Source organism: Limnothrix sp. HT2024 (assembly GCF_059138625.1).
In genome coordinates, this window is the sequence record NZ_CM181121.1 from 267,667 (window position 1) to 285,927 (window position 18,261).

21 protein-coding genes, 2 tRNA genes and 1 pseudogene are annotated in these 18,261 nt (G+C 55.3%); 16 read left to right on the plus strand and 8 right to left on the minus strand.

Annotation, left to right across the window (positions count from 1 at the left end):
* Window positions 1-29: 29 nt before the first annotated feature.
* The 6 genes from pyrH (at window position 30) to larB (ending at window position 4,122) form a co-directional block, all read left to right on the plus strand.
* Window positions 30-758: a UMP kinase gene (gene pyrH / locus AC2IAX_RS01130; protein ID WP_099532073.1), complete on the plus strand. Its 729-nt coding sequence runs from the start codon at window positions 30-32 to the stop codon at window positions 756-758.
* Window positions 745-1,296: a ribosome recycling factor gene (frr, locus tag AC2IAX_RS01135; protein ID WP_099532072.1), complete on the plus strand. Its 552-nt coding sequence runs from the start codon at window positions 745-747 to the stop codon at window positions 1,294-1,296. Before pyrH ends, frr begins: the two co-directional genes overlap by 14 nt.
* A 202-nt stretch (window positions 1,297-1,498) precedes the next feature.
* Complete coding sequence (bcp, locus tag AC2IAX_RS01140) at window positions 1,499-1,978, plus strand: thioredoxin-dependent thiol peroxidase (RefSeq protein ID WP_494388953.1); 480 nt, start codon at window positions 1,499-1,501, stop codon at window positions 1,976-1,978.
* A gap of 16 nt (window positions 1,979-1,994) precedes the next feature.
* A complete protein-coding gene (locus tag AC2IAX_RS01145) occupies window positions 1,995-2,468 on the plus strand; it encodes an NUDIX hydrolase (protein WP_494388954.1) in 474 nt (157 codons plus the stop codon).
* Window positions 2,458-3,258 carry an alpha/beta hydrolase gene (locus tag AC2IAX_RS01150; protein ID WP_494388955.1) on the plus strand — a complete coding sequence of 267 codons (801 nt, stop codon included), beginning with the start codon at window positions 2,458-2,460 and terminating at the stop codon, window positions 3,256-3,258. Before AC2IAX_RS01145 ends, AC2IAX_RS01150 begins: the two co-directional genes overlap by 11 nt.
* 69 nt (window positions 3,259-3,327) lie before the next feature.
* Window positions 3,328-4,122 (plus strand): nickel pincer cofactor biosynthesis protein LarB, encoded by a 795-nt coding sequence (gene larB, locus AC2IAX_RS01155; RefSeq protein ID WP_494388956.1) that lies wholly within the window; start codon window positions 3,328-3,330, stop codon window positions 4,120-4,122.
* A 51-nt stretch (window positions 4,123-4,173) separates the two neighbouring features.
* Here the strand turns inward: larB and hisS are convergent, their stop codons facing one another.
* The 3 genes from hisS to AC2IAX_RS01170 form a co-directional block, all read right to left on the minus strand.
* The gene (gene hisS, locus AC2IAX_RS01160) at window positions 4,174-5,469 is read right to left on the minus strand and encodes a histidine--tRNA ligase (protein ID WP_494388957.1); all 1,296 of its coding nucleotides are present in this window, start codon (window positions 5,467-5,469) and stop codon (window positions 4,174-4,176) included.
* 119 nt (window positions 5,470-5,588) lie between these two features.
* The gene (locus AC2IAX_RS01165; protein WP_494388958.1) at window positions 5,589-5,849 is read right to left on the minus strand and encodes a hypothetical protein; all 261 of its coding nucleotides are present in this window, start codon (window positions 5,847-5,849) and stop codon (window positions 5,589-5,591) included.
* Window positions 5,850-6,057: 208 nt separating this feature from the next.
* The gene (locus tag AC2IAX_RS01170; protein ID WP_494388959.1) at window positions 6,058-6,732 is read right to left on the minus strand and encodes a MotA/TolQ/ExbB proton channel family protein; all 675 of its coding nucleotides are present in this window, start codon (window positions 6,730-6,732) and stop codon (window positions 6,058-6,060) included.
* A gap of 323 nt (window positions 6,733-7,055) precedes the next feature.
* Between AC2IAX_RS01170 and AC2IAX_RS01175 the strand changes: the two genes are divergently transcribed.
* The 3 genes and pseudogenes from AC2IAX_RS01175 (at window position 7,056) to aroQ (ending at window position 8,057) form a co-directional block, all read left to right on the plus strand.
* Window positions 7,056-7,196 carry a hypothetical protein gene (locus tag AC2IAX_RS01175; protein WP_190355392.1) on the plus strand — a complete coding sequence of 47 codons (141 nt, stop codon included), beginning with the start codon at window positions 7,056-7,058 and terminating at the stop codon, window positions 7,194-7,196.
* Between the two features lie 180 nt (window positions 7,197-7,376).
* Window positions 7,377-7,454, plus strand: a pseudogene (locus tag AC2IAX_RS01180) (hypothetical protein); the annotation flags it as partial.
* Between the two features lie 162 nt (window positions 7,455-7,616).
* The gene (gene aroQ / locus AC2IAX_RS01185; RefSeq protein WP_199858076.1) at window positions 7,617-8,057 is read left to right on the plus strand and encodes a type II 3-dehydroquinate dehydratase; all 441 of its coding nucleotides are present in this window, start codon (window positions 7,617-7,619) and stop codon (window positions 8,055-8,057) included.
* Window positions 8,058-8,117: 60 nt separating this feature from the next.
* On the opposite strand, the gene AC2IAX_RS01190 is transcribed toward aroQ, so the two are convergent.
* Window positions 8,118-8,191, minus strand: a tRNA-Val gene (locus AC2IAX_RS01190).
* 194 nt (window positions 8,192-8,385) lie between these two features.
* On the opposite strand from AC2IAX_RS01190, the gene AC2IAX_RS01195 reads away from it, so the two are divergent.
* On the plus strand, window positions 8,386-8,994 hold the full coding sequence (locus tag AC2IAX_RS01195; RefSeq protein ID WP_494388960.1) for a pentapeptide repeat-containing protein: 609 nt from the start codon (window positions 8,386-8,388) through the stop codon (window positions 8,992-8,994).
* 79 nt (window positions 8,995-9,073) lie between these two features.
* On the opposite strand, the gene AC2IAX_RS01200 is transcribed toward AC2IAX_RS01195, so the two are convergent.
* Entirely contained in the window at window positions 9,074-10,018 is a 945-nt protein-coding gene (locus tag AC2IAX_RS01200) for a glycosyltransferase family 2 protein (protein WP_494388961.1), read from the minus strand.
* 311 nt (window positions 10,019-10,329) lie between these two features.
* On the opposite strand from AC2IAX_RS01200, the gene AC2IAX_RS01205 reads away from it, so the two are divergent.
* Complete coding sequence (locus AC2IAX_RS01205) at window positions 10,330-11,229, plus strand: metal-dependent hydrolase (protein WP_494388962.1); 900 nt, start codon at window positions 10,330-10,332, stop codon at window positions 11,227-11,229.
* A 211-nt stretch (window positions 11,230-11,440) separates the two neighbouring features.
* Here the strand turns inward: AC2IAX_RS01205 and AC2IAX_RS01210 are convergent, their stop codons facing one another.
* A complete protein-coding gene (locus AC2IAX_RS01210) occupies window positions 11,441-11,872 on the minus strand; it encodes a GFA family protein (RefSeq protein WP_494388963.1) in 432 nt (143 codons plus the stop codon).
* 285 nt (window positions 11,873-12,157) lie between these two features.
* Between AC2IAX_RS01210 and AC2IAX_RS01215 the strand changes: the two genes are divergently transcribed.
* Window positions 12,158-12,451 carry a hypothetical protein gene (locus tag AC2IAX_RS01215; protein ID WP_494388964.1) on the plus strand — a complete coding sequence of 98 codons (294 nt, stop codon included), beginning with the start codon at window positions 12,158-12,160 and terminating at the stop codon, window positions 12,449-12,451.
* The gene (locus AC2IAX_RS01220) at window positions 12,448-12,867 is read left to right on the plus strand and encodes a type II toxin-antitoxin system VapC family toxin (RefSeq protein ID WP_494388965.1); all 420 of its coding nucleotides are present in this window, start codon (window positions 12,448-12,450) and stop codon (window positions 12,865-12,867) included. The genes AC2IAX_RS01215 and AC2IAX_RS01220 overlap by 4 nt, the downstream gene beginning before the upstream one ends.
* A gap of 38 nt (window positions 12,868-12,905) precedes the next feature.
* On the opposite strand, the gene AC2IAX_RS01225 is transcribed toward AC2IAX_RS01220, so the two are convergent.
* Together AC2IAX_RS01225 and hemL are read right to left on the minus strand one after the other, a co-directional pair.
* Window positions 12,906-13,061, minus strand: a complete 156-nt coding sequence (locus AC2IAX_RS01225) for a hypothetical protein (protein ID WP_494388966.1) — start codon at window positions 13,059-13,061, stop codon at window positions 12,906-12,908.
* A gap of 200 nt (window positions 13,062-13,261) precedes the next feature.
* The gene (gene hemL, locus AC2IAX_RS01230) at window positions 13,262-14,560 is read right to left on the minus strand and encodes a glutamate-1-semialdehyde 2,1-aminomutase (protein ID WP_494388967.1); all 1,299 of its coding nucleotides are present in this window, start codon (window positions 14,558-14,560) and stop codon (window positions 13,262-13,264) included.
* A gap of 173 nt (window positions 14,561-14,733) precedes the next feature.
* Here hemL and AC2IAX_RS01235 point away from each other — a divergent pair.
* The 3 genes from AC2IAX_RS01235 (at window position 14,734) to AC2IAX_RS01245 (ending at window position 18,174) form a co-directional block, all read left to right on the plus strand.
* Window positions 14,734-14,807: transfer RNA gene (locus tag AC2IAX_RS01235), tRNA-Arg, on the plus strand.
* Between the two features lie 247 nt (window positions 14,808-15,054).
* Entirely contained in the window at window positions 15,055-15,564 is a 510-nt protein-coding gene (locus tag AC2IAX_RS01240; RefSeq protein ID WP_099532059.1) for a GNAT family N-acetyltransferase, read from the plus strand.
* Window positions 15,565-15,711: 147 nt separating this feature from the next.
* On the plus strand, window positions 15,712-18,174 hold the full coding sequence (locus tag AC2IAX_RS01245) for an ATP-binding protein (RefSeq protein ID WP_494388968.1): 2,463 nt from the start codon (window positions 15,712-15,714) through the stop codon (window positions 18,172-18,174).
* Window positions 18,175-18,261: the final 87 nt, after the last annotated feature.

An 18,261-nucleotide genomic window follows, 5' to 3' on the forward strand; every position in this document is an offset into this window, starting at 1 on the left:
GGACTCTAGCAACGCGAGATCGTAGCCGAATGGACTCTAAATACCGAAGAATTCTACTGAAACTCAGCGGCGAAGCGCTGATGGGTGACTTGTCCTATGGCATCGATCCCGAAATTGTCCACGGCATTGCCCGCGAAGTGGCGGAGGTGATGGCCACGGGGGTGCAACTGGCGATCGTGGTGGGCGGTGGCAATATTTTCCGAGGGGTCAAAGCGGCGGCCGGCGGCATGGATCGAGCCACGGGTGACTATATCGGCATGATTGCCACGGTAATGAACGCCATGACCCTGCAAGATGCCCTAGAGCGCCAAGGAGTGCCCACCCGGGTGCAAACCGCGATCGCCATGCAAGAAGTGGCCGAACCCTACATTCGACGGCGTGCCATTCGTCATCTGGAAAAGGGGCGAGTGGTGATCTTTGGGGCTGGTTCCGGCAACCCGTTTTTTACCACTGACACAACGGCAGCACTGCGAGCGGCGGAAATTGATGCGGATGTGATCTTCAAAGCCACGAAGGTGGATGGGATCTACGATGCGGATCCGAAGACCAATCCTGAGGCAAAACGCTACACCAGCCTCAATTACAATCATGTTCTGACGCAGGATCTGCGCGTGATGGATGGCACCGCGATCGCCCTGTGCAAGGAAAACAACATCCCGATCGTGGTGTTTGACTTGACCGTTAGCGGCAATATTCAGCGCGCGGTCATGGGAGAATCAGTCGGCACGATTGTTGGAGGACGCTGTGAAGTTAGCTGACGTTGAAAGCAACATGCAAAAGAGTGTGGAAGCCACCCTGCGCTCTTTTAATACGCTTCGAACGGGGCGGGCGAACACCTCCCTGCTCGATCGAATTGTGGTGGAATATTACGGCACTCCTACGCCTTTGAAGTCCTTGGCCGGCATCAGCACCCCCGATGCCAGCACCATTGCGATTCAGCCCTACGATAAAACCACCCTGTCGTTGATCGAAAAAGCGATCTCGATGGATGAAGATATTGGCCTCACGCCCAATAACGATGGTTCGGTGATTCGTTTGAATATTCCGCCGCTCACCTCGGAGCGCCGTAAGGAACTGGTGAAGGTGGCCTCGAAGTATGCCGAAGAAGGCAAGGTCGCCATTCGCAACGTGCGGCGAGAGGCGATCGACCAAATTCGTAAGCAAGAAAAGAGCGCCGAGTTGTCAGAAGATGAGGCCCGTGATTTGCAAGATCAGGTGCAAAAAACCACGGACAAATTCATCTCTAAAATTGACAGCTTGCTAGCGGAAAAAGAAAAGGACATCATGACCGTTTAAAGGCTTGATGAACGAATTGGCAACCCGATCTCGTTCAGGTGCTGCCCTGCTGTGGGATTGGCCTGACTCGATCGGGTTTTGCTGTTTTGCGATGGAATTGGCTATTTGAATTTCGGTTGAGTTCAGGTTGAATTCAGGTTGAGTTCAGGTTGAATTCAGCTCCGTTGCTTCCAGATCCATCTTGCAGTGCGTTTTTTGGCCTATGACCCTTTCAGTTGGCGATCTCGCCCCCGATTTCACCTTGCCCGATGGCGAGGGCAACCTTGTGCAACTGTCGGCGCTGCGGGGCCAGCGGGTGGTGCTCTATTTTTATCCCCGGGACAACACGCCCGGTTGCACCAAAGAGGCCTGCGGTTTCCGCGACCATCACGCTGAATTTCAAGCAGCAAACACTGTGATCTTGGGTATCAGCACAGATGATGCAAAAGCTCACCAGAAATTCACTCAAAAATTTTCACTTCCCTTTCCGTTACTCTGTGATCTCGACGGTTCCGTCGCCACAGCCTATGAGAGCTATGGCCCGAAAAAATTCATGGGCAAAGAATATATCGGAGTTTTTCGACAGACTTTCGTTATTGGGGTAGATGGTAGGATTGAGCAAATCTATCGGAAAGTGAAGCCTGAAATTCATCCAGCTCAGGTTCTCGCTGACCTCTCAACCTCGTTGGCATCCCCTGAATGAACTGGGAAGTTTGGCCGTGACCGGTTTTCGTCCTTGGGCCCAAGTTTGGCGCTATGTCAAAACAGTTCTGGGTGTGGTGTTTCGCCATCCTCTGGTGGGCGTGACGATGATTCCGGTGATGCCGGATGGCCGATTCGTGCTGGTGAAGCGGCGAGATAACGGCCTTTGGTCGCTGCCCGGTGGTTTGGTGGATTGGGGCGACACGATCGCTTCGACCATTCACCGTGAGCTGGCGGAGGAAACGGGGCTCACCGTTGTGGCAGTGGGGCGGTTAGTGGGGGTTTATTCGGCATTTGACCGCGACCCTCGAATCCATGCCGTGAACATTTCCGTGGAAGTGCAGGTAACTGGGGCGATCGCCCCGGTGGATCAACTGGAAATCGCAGAAGTGGGCTTGTTTGCGCCAGGTTCGATCGGGGGGATGTTGTTGGCGCACGATCATGCGAGACAAGTCCAGGATTATTTCAGAGGCCAAGCCGTTGTGGATTAAGCCCCAGGAAACGGCTCAACTGGTGCGTAATGCCCGAATGCGGCTGCCGCGAGGGGATTGGTTTTGGCGAGAGGCGGGAAAGCCGAACTCGCTGGCGGTGGTTTGTTTGCACGGGGCGGCCCATGATGGTGGCCAATGGCAGGGACTTTTGGAAGCCTTGGGGCGATCGAACCATTGCCTTGCGCCGGACTTGCCCGGGGTGGGGGAGTCGGGGCGGCCGCGCTGGGAGTCGTTGCCGGGGTTGCTGGCGGCGATCGATGAGTGGTTGGACGCGCTGCGGGTCGATCGGCTGTGGCTGTTGGGAGCCGACTTGGGCGCTTGGATTGCCATCAGCTATGCCCTGTATCGTCCCCAGCGTGTGTTGGGGGTGTTGCTGGTGGATCCGGAGCAACCCCTGAAAGGCGCTCAATTACGATTCCGGTGGCCGCAGTTGGGTTCCCCCCGTCGCAGGCGACAAACGGCGGCCCCATCCTTGCTGAAGCGAGCGGTTCGATCGCCTGAATTACCGATCAATCTGGAATGGGGCACGGTTCGGGCCGAAATTCTGGAAACGAAGAATTGGGATAGCCTGGTTTGTCCGGTTTGGACGTTGCGGGCTGTGCGCGAAACCGGGCGCGATCGGGAGCGTTCGGCCAAGGGGCCCCACGCGGCTTGGCTGGCCCGCACTCGACAGGCTTTTTTGCCCCTGGAAGGGGGACAACGCATTCAGGAAGCACCGGAATTGGTGGCGGAAATGATCGCCAGAACGATTGCCAATCCCCGATCGCCCATTTTGCAACTGGATCTCTAGGAGCCAAGATGGCCGCACAATCTGGGCAGTTTGGGAAACGTTAAGGCAAGGATGGAGCAGGGCGAACCCATGGAGGACTTGAAACGGTTGCTGGAGGCGGTCGCCGCAGGGCGGGTGGCTCCTGACCAGGCCATGGCCAACCTGCAAGACCAGGGTTTTTTTGCCGTGGAAGGGTTTGCCAAGGTGGATTGGCAACGGGAACGGCGCACGGGGTTCCCGGAGGCCATTTGGGGCCAAAACAAGACCCCGGAACAGATCGCAGCAATTATGTTGGCGATGCGCGATCGGGGCGCATCGGTGATTTTGGCGACGCGGGTCGATCGCGCGGCCTATGACCAAATTGCCGCGATCGTGCCGGATTTGTACTACCACGCCTTGGCGCGGATTTGTGCTTGGCAGTCGCCGGCCGCCCTGCGTCGCCCACTTCGACCCGGCACGATCGCCCTGGTGTCGGCGGGGACGGCTGATTTACCCGTGGCGGAAGAGGCGGCGGTGACCGCTGAGTTAATGGGATTTCGGGTCGATCGGCTCTGGGATGTGGGTATTGCGGGCATTCATCGGCTGTTTGCCCACCGCGATCGCCTGGCCCAGGCGGACGTGTTGATTGTGGTGGCGGGGATGGAAGGGGCCTTGCCCAGTGTGGTGGCGGGGCTGGTGGATGTGCCGGTGGTGGCCGTGCCGACCAGCGTGGGCTATGGGGCCAACTTCAACGGATTGGCCCCGCTGCTGACGATGCTCAACTCCTGCGCGGCGGGCGTGGGAGTGGTGAACATTGACAATGGCTTCGGGGCGGCGATCCTGGCGGGCCAAATCCTGCGCACGGCGGCTCGCATTCCCGATCGCACCCCTGAAGATCAGCCATAAGCAGATCAGAAATAAGCGCTGATTTGGCTTATTTGCAGTGCTTTTGCAGATTTATTGGGGAATCTGCTGGGGAATTTGCTGGGTGATCTGCTGACGAAGCTGTTCAGCCTTGGCCGCCAAGTCCGTTTGGGCGATCGCCTCCTGATTCCCAGAAGCCAGCCATTTGAGCTGCACCGTGCCGTTTTCGGCCTCCGCATCACCCAAAATGACGCAAGCGGCGGCTCCCGCACGATCGGCCCGTTTGAATTGCTTCCCAAAAGCACTGGCGCTCAAGTCCATTTCCACCGCAAAGCCTCCCTGACGCAGCACTTGGGCCACTTTTAAGGCCTGTTGTTCCGCCTGTTCGCCCCGGGAAACCACGTAAAAATCCACCCGATCGCCCGTCAAGGGTTGCAACTGCTGCAACAGCAAAATCAACCGTTCCATCCCGATCGCCCAGCCCACGGCCGGCGTTTCCGGGCCCCCCAACTCGCTCACCAAGCCATCGTAGCGACCACCGCCGCAAACGGTGGCCTGTGCGCCCAAATCATCGGACTGGATTTCAAAGGCCGTGTGGCTGTAGTAGTCCAATCCCCGCACCAGTCGTGAATCCACCTGATAAGCAATGCCCAAATCCGTCAGGGCCTGTTGCACCTTGGCGAACCGTGCGGCCGACTCGGGCGAGAGGGCATCTAAAATGCTGGGGGCTTCCCGGCAAATTTCCTGGGTTTTAGCCACTTTGCTATCCAAGATTCGCAGGGGATTGCGATTGAGGCGATCTTGGGAATCCGGATCCAAATCCGCAAAATAAGGGGTGAGGTAGTCCACCAGTTGGGCCCGGTAGGTGGCGCGATCGACCCGATCGCCCACGGAATTCAGCAACATCCGCAAGGATTTCAACCCCAAGCAATTCAGCAGCTCCACGGCCACCGCGATCGCTTCCACATCCGCCCGCGCATCCCCACTGCCCAACAGTTCCGCGCCAATTTGGTGAAACTGCCGCTGCCGACCCGCCTGGGGCCGCTCGTACCGGAACATGGGGCCGCAATACCACAATCGCTGGGGGCCGCCAGCCGCAAAGAGCTTGTGCTCCACAAAGGCCCGCACCGCGCCCGCCGTGCCTTCCGGCCGCAGGGTCAAGGAGCGATCGCCCCGATCGGTGAAGGTATACATTTCCTTACCCACCACATCCGTTGCTTCCCCAATGCCACGGGCAAACAGCTCCGTTTGCTCAAAGATGGGGGTACGAATTTCTCGGAATGCGGCGCGGCCCAGCACTTGGCGGGCGGTGGCTTCCACATGCTGCCAATAGCCGATTTCGGTCGGCAAAATGTCTTTGGTTCCGCGTAGGGCTTGAATGGCAGTCATGGCAGGCGATCGAGTCGAGGTAAAAAAATCGAATTGAAATGGCGGTGAAGCGTTCAATATCCTAGAGCGGTTGGGGCCCCGAGATCCTGCAAATTCTGTTGATTAACCCCCGCAACTTCCTAGGCCGTGGGGAGCGATCGCCAGGGGCCAAACCGATCGGCATAGTGATTCAAAATCGCTTCCACCTGCTGCCGGGCCCGATCGCCCAGCACCGGATCCAGCTCGATCGCCACGCCTCCCACCTGACTTTGCAAATAATCAAACTCCTGGGAAGTTTGGGGCAGCAAGACCGCCTGCACCCCAACCACCAAGTTCAGGTGGGCCGCCAGTTCACGGTAAACCGCCAGCGGTAGGCGATCGCAGGTTAACGCTTGCCGCATGGAATCAGAATTTAACAGCGCCATAATCGCTACGGTCGATGATAACGACGGTCGAGATAACAAGGGTCGATCGGCTGTGGCTGATCGCCGCGATCAATATCGATCAATAGCGATCAATATCAATATGGAATGGATCAGTACAGATCGGGACAGATCGGCACAGGTCAATGCAGATCAATACAGAATCAATCGCAATGGATTAAAAATCCTAGGCTTCCGGGATTGGCTCCGTTTCTCCATGGGGAACGGGGCGATCGCGCCGCTGGGCCCACAGTTGTCGATAGAGCAATTCCAAATCGTTGCCCGCCCGCCGAAACAGCTTGGCTTGGGTAAACACTAAACCTTGAAAGAGGCGATAAAACGCCAACGACCCGATCGCCACCACCAACCCCGTCGCCGTGCTGATCAGTGCTTCCCCAATGCCCAGGGTGACCCCCGCCGTGGCATCGGTTCCCAACTGCCCAATTCGGATGGATCCCAAGGAGCCAATCAGCCCCAACACCGTACCCAACAGGCCCAACAGGGGCGAGAGGGCAATCACCGCCTCTAGCAGTTTGTCGCCCTTGCGCATGGCGCTGAGTTCTTCTTCGGCGGCCGACTCCAGGGCCAGGCGAAAGAGTTCTGGGTCTGGGTCTTCCAGCTTTAGGGGAGCTGCCAAAAACCGCCCGATCGGTTGGTCGCGGGCCTTGCTGGCGATCGGGCCGGCGCTGCTCCAGTCATTGCGGGCCGACTCCAAAATTCGATCGGCCACTTCCCGTTCCCGAAGCAAAATGCGCCCCCAAAACCAACAGCGCTCAAAGACCGTCCCCACTGACAGCACCGACAGCGTTAACAACGGCCACATGGCCGGGCCGCCCTTGGTAAACAGATCACTTACACTCACAGTTTCGTCCTTGCTCGTTGCGCGATCGCTCGTTCCCTAACCAGTGCGCAGGAGAGCCAAAGCATCGGTCAGCCCCGCGCCAAGGGCACAACATTGCGCTCGGCTTTACACTTAACTTCGCAAATTTAGCAAATTTAACGGATCCATACCTAACGCCCGAGAGCGGCCACCCCGTCCTTCGATCGGGATTCAGGGCAAAATCAATGGGCAAACTGCAACCAAATTTGCACCATCTCAACAGAGGATTGGGTTAATCTAAAGACATGCGACTCTGAGCGATCCCTCAACAGTCGATCGAACCGCCGTCAAGGAGCCTTCGATTAATGGACTATATCGAACAGGTGATAGAAAAGCTGAAACAGTGGGCACAGAAGGTGATCGAAGCGCTGCTTGGCCCACAGGCCCAGCCGGAGGCGGAACCGATCCCCGTGCCTGTGGATGATCGCGCCTATCGCCGCCGCTAATTGGATATTTGTCCTGAGAAGTTAGCGTCAAGCGTTCGTATCTTTCAACAACCGATTTAAACCGACGATTCGCCAAGCAAGGGGACTATCCTCTTGCTTGTGCTTTAAGAAGGGGTTGGGCACGGTCAGTTAACCCCATGGAAATGCTGATTTTCTGGTCCAAACCATAGTCCCAACCACGGCAGTCCCAACCACGGCAGTCCCAACCACGGCAGTCCCAACCACGGCAGTCCCAACCATGGCAGACAAGGGGCTTAAGCCCCTTGCCCCCCACGATCTCGCCACGGTGGAGTTAGGAGATTGGGGTAGCGAATTCCGAGCTGAGGTTGGCGCGACCCTCAGAAAAACTGGGGCTGAAATTTTGCGAGAATGGGCTACTCAATCCCTTGAATTAGACCGCGAAAGAGCGCCGAAATCCGCGTGAAAATCTTGATTTTGCATGGCCCTAATCTGAATTTGCTGGGGCAACGGGAACCGGGAGTCTACGGAACCCTGACCCTGGCGGCCATTAACGAACGTTTGGAACAGGATGCGGCGGAGCTGCAAGTGGCGATCGACTGTCGCCAGTCCAACCACGAAGGAACCTTAATTGACTGGATCCATGAAGCTCTGGGGCAATTTGACGGTTTGGTGATTAATCCCGGTGGCTACACCCACACCAGCGTGGCCATCCGCGACGCGATCGCCGGGGTTGCGATTCCCACCGTGGAAGTACATCTCAGCAATATCCACAAACGGGAGAGCTTCCGCCACCATTCCTATATTGCTCCCGTGGCGATCGGGCAAATTTCTGGTTTTGGCCCCGAAAGCTACCGGTTGGGGCTGCGGGCGTTGGTCACCCAATTGCGATCGAGCAAATGATCCGGCTAATTTTTGCCAGATTTTTTACCAGGTGTTGTAGAAGAATTTGCGGAGCCTGAATGGACGTAACTGGACTCGAACCAGTGACCCCCACGATGTCAACGTGGTGCTCTAACCAACTGAGCTATACGTCCGCAACGGGTTATCACCATACCATGATCTCTTGAAAAAACGCAAAGCTTTGACCAAGGTTTTTCAAGGTTTTTTCGCGAGCAGTGCGCTGGGGGCGATCGAGCGGTCTTCAGTGGCTGCCAGTTGCCCCCGGGTCTGGCTAGGATAGAGGCGCTTTCCCAAGCGTTGCCTCCCGCTCCCCTGAGGATTTGGATTCGTGGCCAAAATTACCGCTCACCAGTCTTGGCGCAATCTTGATCGACTGGCCCGTTTAGGGCCGATCGGGGGCATGGCTTTGGGGGTCGGCCTGGCGATCGGGTTGCCGTTGGCCCCTGTGGCCCAAGTTTCTGCCGCCCGTCCCAATTTGGATCCGCTGGCGCAACTGCGGGCTTTCAACCATTGCCAAGGCTGCGATTTGCGCTATCGAGACCTCACCAGTTTGAACCTGCAAGACGCGGATCTGCGATCGGCGAACCTCTACGGAGCCAACCTGCGAAACGTCAATCTCCAGCGGGCAAACTTGGCAGAGGCCAACTTAGGCGCAGCCGACTGCACCAGGGCCGATTTTCGGGGAGCCAACTTAGAACGGGCGAATTTACGGGCCACCAATTTCAGTGCAGCCCAGCTCGATCGAGTGAACTTTGCTCGTTCTAATTTGATGTTCGCGGACTTGCGGGGAGCCAGCTTGGCCAATGCCAACCTCAGAGATGCTCACCTGGTGAATATTCGGAGCGACGGAGCCGAGTTATGTGGGGCAACCCTGCCCAATGGCACGTTGGTGCGGCAACCCTGCGAAGCCCCCAAGCCCGAACCCAATAAGTTTTAAGGGGCCACGGGGCGATCGGTTGATTCGCGCTGACTCGCCAAGCCCACGCAAACGCCACGTAAAACCCACGAAACAGCCCTCAAAGCCGTTTATCAATCATGTCGGCCAGCAAGGCCAAAATGGCCGTTTGGGTGGCAGCCAACAGCAGAATTAGGGTGGTTTCCGTCAAGTCATTGCGCACAAAGATATCTTGCGCCAACGAAACACAAAACCCGATCGCAAAGGCCGCTGAAACGGGCATCAAAATTCGCATCGGCGCAAAATAAAGCCCCGTGCGCAGAATAATTTGCACAAATCGCAAAGTATCCCGAATCGGTTTAATTTTGCTGCGGCCTTGGCGCGGGTGATAGTCGATCGGCTCGTAATGCACCGTATAGCCATTGGTGAGCATGGCCACCGTAATGGTGGTGGTGAAGCTAAAGGTATTGGGCAAAATATTCAAAAATTGATCGACAATTTCCTTCCGAAAAATCCGCAAGCCACTGTTCAAATCAGGAATCTTGGTTTTGGTAATCCACTCCGCAAAGCGAACGAGAAACCACTTGGGAATTTTCCGCAAATTGGAATATTGCACATTCTCCCCAGTTCGCGACCCCACAACCATGTCCGCTTCCGCCAGTTGAATTAAATTCACCAAGGCTGGAATCCGTTCATTGGGATAGGTTCCATCCGCATCGGTAATCACAATCAAAGAATATTTGGCGTGACGAATTCCGGTTTTTAAGGCCGCACCATAGCCCCGATTGATGTTGTGATCAATGACCCGAAGACCGGGCAGTTGATGCAAAATTTCACCGGTTCGATCGCTGGAACCATCGTTCACCGCAATGATTTCATAGACACCCGGATAGGCCCTGAGGGTGGCTTGCAAATGTTCAATGGTGGGGGCAACGCCCAATTCTTCATTAAAAACCGGCAACACCAAAGAAAAAGCAGGATAGGCTATTTCCCCAGAGCGATCGCCTGGCTCATTTTGATCCACCAGAGCGGGATGGTTAGCGATGCTTGGGGGATTGCTACTCATGCGAAATAATCGCCTCAAAAAACAGGAAAGTGACGAGAAATTAAGGGAGCGGGGCCCAAGAATGCCGTTAGCACCCGCACACCAAACGCCGTCTACTTTACCATTGGCTTGATCTACCCCAGGGAATTCTAAATGGGGTAGTCATTATCTCCGCAGAGGATCGATCGCCTCATGCCGTTTGGAGCGGTGATGAGGGGGTGATGGGACGGTGATTCGATCGCAAAACTTCGAGAAAACTCGACCGTCGAGCCTTCGTCAAGCCTGCGTAGAACCTTGGTTGCAGAAATTCAGAGATTAAGAGGTTGATCAGTATGCGTAATTTGGCGGCGCGATCGCCCCGTTGGCGACCCCACTGGCCCCCCTTGGGCAGTCTGAAATGGGGACTCTTAACCATGTTGGTCATTGGCCTGGCCGCGATCGGGGGCATCGTCAGTTGGGGAGCCACCCAGCCCAGCCAGGCCGCAACCCCCGGCGGCACGGAACTGGTTTGGTATGGCCAATCGGCCTTCAAGCTCACCACCCCTTCGGGCAAAGTGCTGTGGCTCGATCCCTGGCTGCAAAATCCGGCCAACCCCGAAGGCAAAGCAGTCCTGAACCAGCTCGATCGCGCTGATTTGGTGCTCATCACCCATGGACACAACGACCATGTGGGAGATGCCGTGGCGATCGGCAAAAAAACCGGGGCCCAACTGGTGGCCACCTTTGACCTAGCCAAGGCCCTGGTTTCCGTGTTGGGCTACCCCCAAGAACAAATGCAATTTCCGGCCCTAGGCAACTTTGGCGGTCAAATTTCCTTGCTGGACGGGGATGTGGAAGTGGCCTTCGTGCCAGCGGTTCATAGTTCCACCGTCAGCACCGATGGCAACCCGCAGCCATTTTATGCAGGAAATCCAGGCGGCTTTTGGATCAAGGTGAAAAACGGCCCCACCCTTTACCACACTGGCGATACAGACCTGTTCGGAGACATGGCCCTAATTCCCAAATTTGGCCCCGTGGATTTGATGTTGACCTGCATTGGCGGCAAATTCACCATGGGCCCCGATCGCGCCGCTGAAGCGGTGGAATTGGTGCGCCCCAAATTAGTGGTGCCCATGCACTACGGCTTGTTCTCATTGCCGGGTACACCGGAACAGTTCGCCGCAGCCCTGAAAGCCAGACAGATCACCACTCCCATGAAGGTGATGAAAATTGGGGTTCCCGAGCAAATCTAGGAACTGCATTTTTGCAACCCAAAAATCAAACTTTACTGGCTTTTTGGGCAATACATGGGCAATCAGTCCCAAAAAAACACTGGCAAGTTGATCGAAAATAATCGATCGCCCTGCCAGTGTTTTTCATGATTCACAGTCAAAACTGCAATGCCCCGATCGAGTTGGAAACTCAAAATGATGGGGCACTTCAACTCAGCAAATTAATTCGGAACTATGCGGGTTCCCCTTCCGAAGAGTCAGGGGCGATCGCGGCAAACTTAGCAAACACTTCCGCCTCCGTCAGGTTCACCGTCTGATTCGCAAAGTCATAGTAATGGGGCTTGCGATCAACGAAAATTTGCTCCGTGAATTCAAAAGGCTGGTCATCGGCAAATAATCCCGCTGGCACAAAATAGTCCTGAGTTGGAACCAGCCGATAAAACAAATGAGTGCCGCATTCACCGCAAAATGCTCGCTCGGCCCAGTCTGACGATCGGTAAACCTTCAGTTTCTCGCTTCCTTCGATTTGCACATCGGAACCGCAAGCAATCCCCAGCGCTGGGCCACCACTCCATCGACGACACATCCCACAGTGACAAGCCTCCACGGTGGTTCTGTCGGGAACTTCAATGGCGATCGCCCCACACAGACAGTGACCTTTCATCGATCGCGCCTCCTCCATCAGAGACTATTTGAACGGCCGCAACAACGGCTGTAACAACGACGGTTACAGCAACCGTCACTTGATTTTAGTACGATAATTCTCAAGGGTCACTACCAAAATGTTGCTGGGGGCGATCGCTTGCCTCCTCCCTTAGTACTAGCCTTGCAATAATCTAGGCTGAAGGTGCTGCCCGATCGCGCCCAAGAACTCTATCGATCGTTCGATGCCCCACTCCAGATTGATCGCACCAACAAAGCCTTCTACCAACCCTAGCGAGCCAACATTATGATGACTGTCAAAGAACGACTCCTCTTGGCGATCGACCAAGCACCCGAAACCGTCCTAGAGATTGTTTTGATGTTTCTGATGTTTGTTCAGCAACAATTTCAGTCATCGTTACAACCCCAACCAGAAGCACCAGAATCTACTACGGATGAAGCTGCACCATTACCCAGCTTTTTTGCCACCGCCCAGCGCCTAAGTGCAGATCTCCCCGAAGAAGCCTGGAAAGATTGGCCAGCCGATTTTTCAATCAACCTTGATCACTACCTTTATGGCAGCCCGAAGGTTGAAGAATGAAAACCTTTTTTGCTGATACTGGCTATTGGATCGCCACCCTTTATCCACAAGATCCACTACACGACATTGCCAAAGTTGTGAGCCAGCGACTTTTCCCTTTTCGAGTTGTCACCACTGACTGGGTACTCAACGAATTACTGAATGCATTTTCCAAAAAAGATCGCCGGGTTCGTCAACTAGCAGCAGCGTTTGTTGAGTCGCTCCAGAGCGATCCCAACGTTGAAATCATTCCAGCAACATCTCAACTCTTTGACCGCGCCCTGAAGCTCTATCGCGATCGCCCCGATTCTGCCTGGAGCCACACCGACTGCATCTCCTTTTGTGTGATGGGCGATCGGCAAATTCGCGAAGCCCTCGCCCACGATCGCCACTTTGAACAAGCCGGTTTTGTTGCCCTGTTGCGCCAAACAAATTGAGGACGCAGGGTTGCTAGTTCCCGCGCCCTCGATCGCACCTACTTCTTGTCACGCGATCGCTTCAAGCCAGGAAACACCAACCAGGCGATCGCCGCTGAACCGGCCAACATTGCCGCCACCGGAAAGGTTTGCGACAAAGCCGCCAAAGCCGCCACCACTTCCAACAACAACTTGATGTCTTCAAGGGTTTCCATCGGCTGCACTCCGAATTCGATATCTCTATCTAATCGGTTGCCTGCTGTTCTTACTGCCGCTGCTTTGTCGGACTTGAGTTGATGTTTTGTTGGATTTCTTGATCGGTTTTGGGAGCAGATTTTATGCCTGCCCCCATTCAGATTTACACCTAATTTGCCCCGAGTTCTGTTTCCTCAACTCGGGATTGGAACGGTAGCAACTACAAGCTCAATAGCACCTCGCGGGCCGCGGTCAAAGTCGCTTCGATGTCCTCGTCGGTGTGGGCCAACGACGTGAAGCCCGCCTCAAACTGCGAGGGAGCCAGGTACACGCCCCGTTCCAACATGCCCCGGTGGAAACGGCTGAACTTGGTCAGGTCAGCGGCCTTGGCTTCTTCGTAGTTGCGCACGGGGCCCGCCGTGAAGAACATGCCGAACATGCCGCTGATGTGGCCGCCGCAGACTTCGTGACCCGCTTCTCGGGCAATTTCCAGCAAACCGTTAATCAGCTTGCCGGTGATTTGATCGAGATATTCGTAGCTGCCGGGACGACGCAACAGCTCCAGGGTTTTGATCCCGGCGGTCATGGCCAGGGGGTTGCCCGACAGGGTTCCCGCTTGGTACATGGGGCCAGCGGGTGCGACCATTTGCATGATTTCGCGGCGGCCACCGTAAGCGCCCACGGGCAACCCGCCACCGATCACCTTGCCGAGGGTGGTCAGGTCGGGGGTAATGCCGAATTTTTCTTGCACGCCACCGTAGGCAATCCGGAAGCCGGTCATCACTTCGTCGAACACCAGCAGCGCACCGTCTTCCTTGGTGATTTCGCGCAGGCCGGCCAGGAAGCCGGGTTCGGGGACGATGAAGCCCGCGTTACCCACGATCGGCTCCAGGATCACGCCCGCGATTTCACCGGGATATTCCGCGAACAGGGCCTTGACGGCTTCCAGGTCGTTGTAGGGGGCGGTCAGGGTGTCGGCGGTGACGGTTTTCGGCACGCCGGGGGAGTCGGGCAAGCCGAGGGTAGCCACGCCAGAGCCGGCCTTGACCAAGAACATGTCGCCGTGGCCGTGGTAGCAGCCTTCAAACTTCAGCAGTTTGGTGCGGCCGGTGTAGGCACGCATCAGACGCTGGACGGCGATGCAGGCTTCGGTGCCGGAGTTGACGAAGCGCACCATTTCAATGCTGGGGACGGCATCGATCACCATCTGGGCCAGCACGTTTTCTAGGTAGCAGGGCGCACCAAAGCTGGTTCCTTTGTCGATCGCGGCTTTCAGGGCTTCCAACACTTCGGGATGGGCATGGCCACAGATGGCGGGGCCCCAAGTGCCCACGTAGTCGATGTAGCGGTTGTTGTCCACATCCCAGGCATAGGCTCCTTGGACGCGATCGAACACGATCGGCTGACCACCCACGGACTTGAAGGCGCGCACGGGCGAGTTCACGCCACCGGGCATCAGCGCTTGGGCAGCGGCAAAAATTTCTTCTGAACGGGTGGTGTTAAGGGCAGTGGCAACCACAGCGAGCTTCTCCTTAGTTGGGTGTAATGGTTGGTTGTGATGGGGTTGGCGAATATCAAACCATTTTTACAACCCTAAAATTTTAAAATGAGAGGGGCGATCGCTGGCAGAAGTGGTAATATAGCCAAGCGATGTTGAGTGGCGCTTGTGCGGCCGCTAGCGTAGCCGACCCTGGATGCGTAGCTCAGTTGGATAGAGCATCAGATTCCGGTTCTGAGGGTCGGGGGTTCGAGTCCCTCCGCATCCGTTCCCATTGATCCTGGACAAATGGCGATCGCATAAAATGGCGATCGCGGGCTGGTTTTGGTGTTGTTCAACCAGCCCTAAGGTTTACTGTGACCACTGACGCATCACCTTCTCATCCGCCTCATCTATCTTCTCAGCCGTCCGAATTGCAGGCTGGGGCTAATGCTGGTTCTGGGTCTGAGTCTTCACCCCTTGCGGAATCTGCGGCCGCCAAGCCGGCCCCGGCCAATGCGGTGGTTACTCGCGACATGACGATCGATGATCTCGCTCCGGTCTTTCACCTGGGCGAGCAGCTTTTCCAAAATGAGTTGTATCCCACGCTTTACCGCACTTGGGATGAGTGGGAGGTCACGGGCCTCTACAACACGGATCCGGAATATTGCCTGATTGCGGAAGTGGAGGGCGAGTTTGCGGGGTTTGTGTTGGGTACGGTGATTGAGAAGCAGGTGACCTACGGCTACATCAATTGGCTAGGGGTTGATCACCGATTCCAACGCCGGGGCGTGGCCGACTCCTTGGTCGATCGATTCGTGGAGCGCACGATCCACCAAGGGGCCCGCAGCCTATTCATTGACACGGATCCCGCCAATGAACCGGCGGTGAAGTTCTTTACCCGCAAGGGCTTTGACAATGTGCGCCGCCACGTTTATATGTCGCTCGATTTGGGACAACATCCCTACTTTGGCCGGCTAATTGACTATGAACAAGATCAGGTGGAGCGGGCAGCCCGCAAGCATCGCCGCCGCGCCAAGGGATAGGTTGTGCAGTTGATCCCTTGATCCCCAAGCCTACCCTCTGACGATTGATCCCCAAGCCTACCCTCTGACGATCGTGGCGTGCGATCGTGGACTTTGATCGTGGACTGAACTAGTGAGAAGCAAGGGTCTTCAGCCCCTAATTTGCCCATGAAGTTTTTGCCCCTGCGCACCAAAATTGTCCTGGCTGTGATGGCTAGTGGCTGGCTGGGGGCGGCGCTGGTCGGTCACTTAACCCTGGAAATGATGCGGGCTTCCTTTTCGCCGGCCACCGTGCAGGGACACCAGGAAAAGTATCGATCGCATGTGTTGGCCTATTACCAATCGGCTGGATCCTGGGATGCGGCCAAGCAGCGGGAAGATTTAGGCCACTTCATCCAGCGCCGGCGGGCAGAACTAGCCCGTAGTCACAGCGCTGACCTGCCTAGGGATCCCCGCCCGATCGATTGCCCTGTTGAAAGCTGGCTTCAGCGGCTCAAAGCCTGGTTAGGCCCCCTGGTGATGTTTGGGCGGCCTTCCCCGCCTCCCATGGCTCAGGGCAGCTTGGATGCATCATCGTGCAATTCGGAAGCCGCTTTGCCGCCGAATTTCCCGGAGTTGCCAGAAGATTCAGCAACGATTCCTGGCCTGTTCTTGCCCCCCAAACCAGGACAACCCAGAACCAATCAGCGAGCCTGGCCCCCCAGCCGACCGCTGTTTTCCGTGGTGGACTCAGAAGGCAACTATATCCTGCCCCCTGAGCGGGCCGCACGGGGCGATCGTGTCCCGTTTTTTGACCTGCAACGTTGGTGGTCTCAAGCATGGTCGCAGCGCATTTCTGAGCTGCAATTGAAGGATCAAACCATTGGCTTCATTGTGTTTGAAAATGACTCGGAAGTAGATGATAGCTTCCTGGCCTATGAACAAAGTGTGCGAGTTAGTTTTCTGTTGGCTTTTTTGGTCACAACGCTTCCCATTGGCATGATGGGTTATTTTTTGGGAAATACGATCGCTCAGCCTTTGGAGCAATTAACAGAAGCCGTTCGTTTGATGAAGCAAGGTAATTTAGACCGCGCGATCAAGGTTAGGGCGAATGGTGAAATTGGCCAACTGGCAACTGAGTTTGTGGCCATGCGATCCCAACGGCAATTGGCAGAGCAAAAATTAGCCCGCCAAAAACAGCAGGCCGAAGTAGCCAAGCACCAGGCGGAATTAGCTAATCAGGCTAAGAGTGAGTTTTTATCGAATATGAGTCACGAGTTGCGAACGCCGCTGAATGCTGTCATTGGATTTTCGCAATTGATGAGGCGTGATGTGGGCTTAACTGAGGAACAAAAAACGAATCTAGCCGTAATTCAAATGAGCGGTGAACATCTATTAAGGCTCATTGATAATTTTCTATCGATGGCCAAAATTGAGGCGGGCAAGGCGGAGTTAATTACACAGTCGATCGAGGTGCGATCGCTCTTTAAAGAAATCGTGGCTATGTTCGAGTTAGCTGCCCATCAAAAGGGTTTGCGCCTCGATTTTGAACTGGATTCAGCCTTGCCTGCCTATCTGGTGATGGATGATGGAAAATTGCGTCAAGTGTTGGTCAATCTATTAGGCAATGCTATTAAGTTCACGCCGGAAGGGGGCATTTCGGTGCAAGTGCGATATGCCCCGCCCGATCGCCTTGTGGTGGAGGTGATTGATTCCGGGGTGGGCATTGAACCGGCTGAGTTGCCCAAGTTATTTCAGTCTTTTGAGCAAACTGCATCGGGGCGATCGAGCCGCGTGGGAACCGGATTGGGCTTAGCCCTCAGTCGCTCTTTTATACAACTCATGGGGGGCGAAATTACGGTCAGAAGCCAGCCCAATCAGGGAACTGCTTTTCATTTTTGGATCCGTGCGCCTATCGGAGAACCCAACAGCACCAACCCCGATCCCCGGCAAATTATTGGGTTAGCGCCCGATTCCCCAATTCCCCGCATTTTGATTGCTGACGATCGCCTGGAAAATTGCACCCTTTTGAGTCAATTGCTCAAGCGCATAGGGTTTGAAGTACGGGAAGTGCATGATGGCTACCAGGCGATCGAGGAGTGGTCTAAATGGCAGCCTCACCTGATTTGGATGGATTTACGAATGCCTCAGCTTGATGGCATTTCGGCCATGAGACAGATTAAGCAGCTAGCCCAGTCAAAACAACAGTTTGTAGCGATTTTGGCCCTGACAGCCAGTGCGTTCCAGGAAGATGAGAAACGGGTTTTGTCTGCAGGCTTTGATGGATTTGTACGCAAGCCCTTCCGAGAACAAACGATTCTAGATGCGATCGCCCATCATCTCCAGGTTCGCTATCTATATGCCAACTTATCCACCGGTCTGGAAAGCGAGATCAGCAGCAGTTTCAGCGGGCGATCGCCCGTGGGCAGCCCTGAACTAACGGATCGTGTGAGTCAAAAATTACGAAATTTGCCAGAACCTTGGCGCAAGCAAATGCTGAAAGCAGCCCAAGAAGCGGACTTTTTTGAACTGGAATACTTAATTCATAAGTTGCCACCAGAAGAGGCATTAATCATTGCTCAACTGAATCGTATTTTGCATGATTATGATTATGAGCAACTGCAGTCATTGTTGAGTATGAATTTGCCATGAAACTGTCATGAGATTTGATTGATATTTGATTGGTATTTGATTGGTATTTACAATTAGCGCTTAGTGAATTTTTTAAGTATTGTGCTT

What these genes read in the sequence shown, in the direction of transcription:
- AC2IAX_RS01165 (WP_494388958.1), bottom strand. Translation starts at nt 5,849, where the DNA reads ATGCGGCAAGCGTTAACCTGCGATCGCCTACCGCTGGCGGTTTACCGT.
- larB (WP_494388956.1), top strand. Translation starts at nt 3,328, where the DNA reads ATGGAGGACTTGAAACGGTTGCTGGAGGCGGTCGCCGCAGGGCGGGTG.
- AC2IAX_RS01220 (WP_494388965.1), top strand. Translation starts at nt 12,448, where the DNA reads ATGAAAACCTTTTTTGCTGATACTGGCTATTGGATCGCCACCCTTTAT.
- hisS (WP_494388957.1), bottom strand. Translation starts at nt 5,469, where the DNA reads ATGACTGCCATTCAAGCCCTACGCGGAACCAAAGACATTTTGCCGACC.
- AC2IAX_RS01205 (WP_494388962.1), top strand. Translation starts at nt 10,330, where the DNA reads ATGCGTAATTTGGCGGCGCGATCGCCCCGTTGGCGACCCCACTGGCCC.
- AC2IAX_RS01245 (WP_494388968.1), top strand. Translation starts at nt 15,712, where the DNA reads ATGAAGTTTTTGCCCCTGCGCACCAAAATTGTCCTGGCTGTGATGGCT.
- pyrH (WP_099532073.1), top strand. Translation starts at nt 30, where the DNA reads ATGGACTCTAAATACCGAAGAATTCTACTGAAACTCAGCGGCGAAGCG.
- AC2IAX_RS01215 (WP_494388964.1), top strand. Translation starts at nt 12,158, where the DNA reads ATGATGACTGTCAAAGAACGACTCCTCTTGGCGATCGACCAAGCACCC.
- AC2IAX_RS01200 (WP_494388961.1), bottom strand. Translation starts at nt 10,018, where the DNA reads ATGAGTAGCAATCCCCCAAGCATCGCTAACCATCCCGCTCTGGTGGAT.
- AC2IAX_RS01175 (WP_190355392.1), top strand. Translation starts at nt 7,056, where the DNA reads ATGGACTATATCGAACAGGTGATAGAAAAGCTGAAACAGTGGGCACAG.
- AC2IAX_RS01240 (WP_099532059.1), top strand. Translation starts at nt 15,055, where the DNA reads ATGACGATCGATGATCTCGCTCCGGTCTTTCACCTGGGCGAGCAGCTT.
- AC2IAX_RS01210 (WP_494388963.1), bottom strand. Translation starts at nt 11,872, where the DNA reads ATGAAAGGTCACTGTCTGTGTGGGGCGATCGCCATTGAAGTTCCCGAC.
- bcp (WP_494388953.1), top strand. Translation starts at nt 1,499, where the DNA reads ATGACCCTTTCAGTTGGCGATCTCGCCCCCGATTTCACCTTGCCCGAT.
- AC2IAX_RS01225 (WP_494388966.1), bottom strand. Translation starts at nt 13,061, where the DNA reads ATGGAAACCCTTGAAGACATCAAGTTGTTGTTGGAAGTGGTGGCGGCT.